General features: G+C 75.3%; 3 protein-coding genes and 1 pseudogene. 1 reads left to right on the plus strand and 3 read right to left on the minus strand.

The window, feature by feature from the left end; translation table 11 throughout:
* A pseudogene (locus ACFU99_RS33545) lies at positions 1–423 on the plus strand (serine/threonine protein kinase); the annotation flags it as partial.
* A 13-nt stretch (positions 424–436) separates the two neighbouring features.
* Here the strand turns inward: ACFU99_RS33545 and ACFU99_RS33550 are convergent.
* From ACFU99_RS33550 to cobT, 3 genes are all read right to left on the minus strand, one after another.
* On the minus strand, positions 437–1,255 hold the full coding sequence (locus ACFU99_RS33550; protein ID WP_384399269.1) for a TrmH family RNA methyltransferase: 819 nt from the start codon (positions 1,253–1,255) through the stop codon (positions 437–439).
* Between the two features lie 53 nt (positions 1,256–1,308).
* Positions 1,309–2,556, minus strand: a complete 1,248-nt coding sequence (gene cobA, locus ACFU99_RS33555; RefSeq protein WP_384399272.1) for a uroporphyrinogen-III C-methyltransferase — start codon at positions 2,554–2,556, stop codon at positions 1,309–1,311.
* 187 nt (positions 2,557–2,743) lie between these two features.
* Positions 2,744–4,720: nicotinate-nucleotide--dimethylbenzimidazole phosphoribosyltransferase (gene cobT / locus ACFU99_RS33560; RefSeq protein WP_384399275.1), on the minus strand; the 1,977-nt coding region annotated here is incomplete at its 5' end.

Consider the following 4,720-nt stretch of genomic DNA (forward strand, 5'->3'; position numbering starts at 1 on the left):
GCCGAGGAGTACGCGGAGCAGCACACCGAGCGGCGGCCGGGCGGCGGCACCCCCGCGCCGCGCCCGCAGCAGCCGCGCGCCGCGGAGAGCGTACGGGCGTCCGCGCCGCGTACGGGCGGCAGCGGGCGCACGACCAACGGCGGACGCACCGGCAGCGGGCGCACGACGAACGGCGGGCGTACGGGCAGTGGGCGCGGGACCGCCGGGCGGAGCGGTTCGCGTCCCCCGGCCCGTACGACCGGCACGGGACGGCGCTCGCCGGGTCCGGACCGCCGGCTGCTGCGGCAGCGGCTGATCGTCTTCGTGGTCGTGACGCTGCTGGTGGCGCTGGGCATCGCGGCGGCGCAGGGCTGCCAGGGGCCCGCGCACAGCATGGGCGAACTCCACCGTGCGCCGGTGGAGTCGGCGGAAGCGGGGACCTGAGGGGCCTGCCGGGTCAGTCCTGGGGGCGTCCGGCGGCCACCGCGTAGAACGCGACGGCCGCCGCCGCGCCGACGTTGAGCGAGTCGACGCCGTGTGCCATCGGGATGCGCACCCATTCGTCGGCGGCCATCAGGGCCCGCGCGGAGAGCCCGTCGCCCTCCGCGCCCAGCATGAGGGCGGCGCGGTCGAGGCGGTGCGGGGCGGCCTCGTCGATGGCCGTGGCCTTCTCGTCCGGGGTGAGCGCCAGCAGCTTGAAGCCCGCGTCGCGGACCGTCTCCAGGTCGCGCGGCCAGGTCTCCAGGCGCGCGTACGGCACCGAGAAGACCGCGCCCATCGACACCTTCACCGACCGGCGGTAGAGCGGGTCCGCGCAGTCCGGCGAGAGCAGCACGGCGTCCATGCCGAGAGCCGCGGCGCTCCGAAAAATCGCGCCGATATTTGTATGGTCGTTGACGGACTCCATGACCACGATCCGCCGTGCGCTGCCCAGCAGTTCGGCCGCGTCAGGCAGCGGCTTGCGCTGCATGGATGCGAGGGCGCCGCGGTGCACGTGGTAGCCGGTCACCCGCTCGGCGAGCTCGGGGGCCACCGCGTAGACGGGGGCCGGGACCTCGTCGATGACGTCGCGCATGACGTCGACCCACTTGGCCGAGAGCAGCATCGAGCGCATCTCGTAACCGGCGTGCCCGGCCCGTCTGATGACCTTCTCGCCCTCGGCGATGAACAGCCCCTCGGCGGGTTCGCGCCTGCGGCGCAGCTCCACGTCCGTGAGTCCGGTGTAGTCGCGCAGGCGGGGGTCGTCGGGGTCGTCGACGGTGATGAGATCGGCCACAGGGTGATACTGCCTTGTCGTGGTTGCGGTGCCAATGTGCGGGACGGGAACGGTTACCGGCTGGTACCGGGGCCGACGGCGACCACGTCGCCGATGACGATGACCGCCGGCGGCCGCACGCCCTCGGCCCTGACCCTCTCCCCCAGCGTCCCCAGCGTCGCGTCCACCCGGCGCTGGGCCGCGGTCGTGCCCTCCTGAACGACGGCGACGGGGGTGTCCGCGTCCCGGCCGTCGCGGACGAGGGCCGCGGCGATGGCGCCGCTGTTCTCGACGCCCATGAGGACCACGAGGGTGCCGCGCAGCTTGGCGAGCGCGGCCCAGTCGACCGTGGACCGGTCGTCGTCGGGCGCGACATGGCCGCTGACGACCGTGAACTCCTGGGCGACGCCGCGGTGCGTCACCGGGATGCCGACGGCGCCGGGCACGCTGATGGAGCTGGAGATGCCGGGCACGACCGTGCACGGTATGCCGTGCTCCGCGAGCGCCGCGGCCTCCTCCATGCCGCGGCCGAAGACGAAGGGGTCGCCGCCCTTGAGGCGGACGACGGCCTTGCCGGCCTTGGCGTGCTCGATGAGGGCGTCGTTGATGGCCTCCTGGGCCATGGACCGCCCGTACGGGATCTTGGCGGCGTCGATCACCTCGACGTGCGGCGGCAGTTCGTCGAGCAGGTCGCGCGGGCCGAGCCGGTCCGCGATGACGACGTCGGCCTCGGCCAGCAGCCGCCGCCCGCGCACGGTGATCAGATCCGGGTCGCCGGGCCCGCCGCCGACGAGGGCGACCCCGGTCGTACGGGCACGGTGGTGCGGCGCGGGCAGCGTGCCGTCCCGCAGCCCCTCGATGATCGAGTCCCGCACGGCGGCGGAGCGGCGCGGGTCCCGGCCGGTGAGCACCGCGACGGTCACGCCCTCGCTGCGCCCGGTGGCGGGCGTCCACGCCGACGCGGCCTCGGCGTCGTCGCTGCGTACGCACCACACCCGGCGCGCCTCGGCCTCCGCCGACGCGGCGGCGTTGACCTCGGGGTCGTCGGTGCTGATCAGCGCGTACCAGGCGGCGGCGAAGTCCCCGTCGCGGTACCCGCGGCGCTCCCAGCGCAGCTCGCCCGCCTCCGCCATGGCCTCCACGGAGGGGGTGGCCGACGGCGATACGAGCAGGACGTCCGCACCGGCCGCGATCAGCGCGGGCAGCCTGCGCTGGGCGACCTGCCCGGCGCCGAGCACGACGACGCGGCGTCCGGCGAGGCGCAGACCGACGGGGTAGGCGGCGTGTGCTGCGTGCCCTGCGTTGTCGACGGGTTCGGACATGGTGCTCGCGGCTCCTAGGTACGGCGACGGGGCGCCGCTTCGGCGGTGGAGCGGCAGGTCAACAGGGGAACGGGCCCCGGCGCACACTTTACGGTGCGACGCCGGGGCGCACGGCTGCCGCGGGGGCCGCGAGGCCCCCGGCGCCGTCTCTCGCGGTCGGTGCGGGCGGGTCCGTGCCCGCCGTCGCTCACGCCTTCTCGGTGACCCCGGCGGCGTCGAACGTGGCCACTTCGTGCATGGCCCGCGCGGCGCTCTGCACCACGGGCAGCGCCAGCAGCGCGCCCGTGCCCTCGCCCAGCCGCAGGTCGAGGTCGACCAGCGGGCGCAGGCCCAGCTTCGTCAGTGCCGCCACGTGGCCGGGCTCCGCGCTGCGGTGCCCCGCGATGCAGGCGGCCAGCGCCTCGGGCGCGATGGCCCGCGCCACCAAGGCGGCGGCGCCGGCGCTCACGCCGTCCAGGATCACCGGCGTGCGCAGCGACGCGCCGCCCAGCAGCAGTCCGACCAGCGCGGCGTGCTCCAGCCCGCCGACGGCGGACAGGACGCCCACCGGGTCGGCCGGGTCCGGCTGGTGCAGCTCCAGGGCCCGCCGTACGACGTCTACCTTGCGGGCGTGCATCTCGTCGTTGATGCCGGTGCCGCGGCCGGTGATCTCGGCCGGGTCGATGCCGGTGTACACGGAGACGAGCGCGGCGGACACGGTGGTGTTCGCGATGCCCATCTCGCCGGTCAGCAGCGCCTTGTTGCCGGCGGCGACCAGGTCGCGGGCGGTCTCGATGCCGACCTCGATGGCGCGCAGCGCGTCCTCGCGGGACATGGCGGGTCCGGCCGTGAAGTCGGCGGTCCCGGCCCGTACCTTGCGCGGCAGCAGCCCCGGCGTGCTCGGCAGGTCGCCCGCGACGCCCACGTCGACCACGCAGACCTCGGCGCCGACCTGGTTGGCGAAGGCGTTGCAGACGGCGCCGCCGCCGAGGAAGTTGGCGACCATCTGCATGGTCACCTCCTGCGGCCAGGCCGTGACGCCCTGGGCGTGCACCCCGTGGTCCCCGGCGAAGACCGCGACGGCCGCGGGCTCGGGGATCGGCGGCGGGCACTGCCGGGACAGCCCGCTCAGCTGCGCGGAGATGATCTCCAGCATGCCGAGCGCGCCGGCCGGCTTCGTCATCCGCTTCTGCCGCTCCCACGCCTCGCCGAGCGCCTTGGCGTCCAGCGGCCGGATGCCCTGGAGGGTCTCGGCGAGCAGGTCGTGCGGCTCCTCGCCGGGCAGCGCGCGCCGCCCGTACGTCTCCTCGTGCACGACCCAGGACAGCGGGCGGCGCTTGGACCAGCCCGACTGCACCAGCTCCGGGTCCTCCGGGAACTCGTCGACGTACCCGACGCACAGGTAGGCCACGACCTCCAGGTGCTCGGGGAGCCCGAGTTCGCGGACCATCTCACGCTCGTCGAAGAAACTGACCCAGCCGACGCCGAGGCCCTCGGCGCGGGCGGCGAGCCACAGGTTCTCGACGGCGAGCGCGGAGGAATACGGGGCCATCTGCGGCTGGGTGTGCCGGCCGAGGGTGTGCCGGCCGCCGCGGGTCGGGTCGGCGGTGACGACGATGTTCACCGGAGTGTCGAGGATCGCCTCGATCTTCAGTTCCTTGAACTGCTTGGCGCGCGCCTTCGGCAGCGACTTCGCGTACGCCTCGCGCTGGCGCGCGGCCAGGTCGTGCATCGTGCGGCGGGTCTCCGCGGAGCGGATGACGACGAAGTCCCAGGGCTGCGAGTGCCCGACGCTCGGCGCGGTGTGCGCGGCCTCCAGGACGCGCAGCAGCACGTCGTGCGGGACGGGGTCGGTGCGGAAGCCGTTGCGGATGTCGCGGCGCTCGCGCATCACGCGGTGCACGGCGGCGCGCTCGGCTTCGTCGTAGCCGGCCGCCGACGGCTCCGACGTCTCCGCGGCGGGCGCCGACTGGTCGGTGGGGGCTTCGGCCTCCTCCTGCGGTGCGGCCGGCTCGGCTGCCGCGTCGGCGACTATCGAGTGCCCCGGCGCGACGGGCGCCGGGCCGGGCTCGGCCGCTTCGGCTGTCGCCTCTTCGGATGGGTGCGCGATGCCGTCGCTGCCGACGGCGACGGGCTGCGCGTCGGCTGTCGCCGGGCCTTCAGCCCCGGCGGCCTCGGCGGCGAC

It is taken from the genome of Streptomyces sp. NPDC057654 (genome assembly GCF_042800135.1).
In the GTDB taxonomy this organism is placed as follows: Bacteria; Actinomycetota; Actinomycetes; order Streptomycetales; family Streptomycetaceae; genus Streptomyces.

What these genes read in the sequence shown, in the direction of transcription:
- cobA (WP_384399272.1), bottom strand. Translation starts at nt 2,556, where the DNA reads ATGTCCGAACCCGTCGACAACGCAGGGCACGCAGCACACGCCGCCTAC.